Source organism: Rhizobium sp. 18055, from assembly GCF_902706285.1.
Classification (GTDB): domain Bacteria; phylum Pseudomonadota; class Alphaproteobacteria; order Rhizobiales; family Rhizobiaceae; genus Rhizobium.
Map to the genome: position 1 here is coordinate 1 of NZ_CACSKD010000245.1, position 455 is coordinate 455.

A 455-nucleotide genomic window follows, 5' to 3' on the forward strand; every position below is an offset into this window, starting at 1 on the left:
GCGTGGCGCAGGTGGAGACGATCACGGGAGGTTCGCAGCCGTCTTCCTGATGGAAAACGAAATGTAACAGCGGTGTTCCTTCGGGGGCCGGATACTTGTCCAGCTGGCGTGTCGCGAGAGGAGGGGGAGCCCCCGCGACAGCCCCGTCGGCGTCATCCGGCCGATCTGTGTTTTCAAGCCTTACGAGAGAGAAGAGTTCAACATGGTGACCTTAACCAAGACCGGCAAAAGCGGTCAGAAGTTCATTGCCCGCAACCGTGCGCCGCGCGTGCAGATCGAGTACGACGTCGAGATCTACGGGTCCGAGAAGAAGGTGCAGATTCCCTTCGTCATGGGCGTCATGGCCGACCTGTCGGGCAAGCCGGTGGACCCGCTGCCCGAGATCGCCGACCGCAAGTTCCTCGACATCGACATCGACAACTTCGATGCGCGCATGAAGTCGATCAAGCCGCGCG

Annotated in this window: 1 protein-coding gene; it reads left to right on the plus strand. The window is 61.1% G+C overall.

From position 1 onward, the window contains the following. Window positions 1–202: 202 nt before the first annotated feature. On the plus strand, window positions 203–455 hold a 253-nt coding region (locus GVL52_RS32080; protein WP_200847996.1), incomplete at its 3' end, for a type VI secretion system contractile sheath small subunit.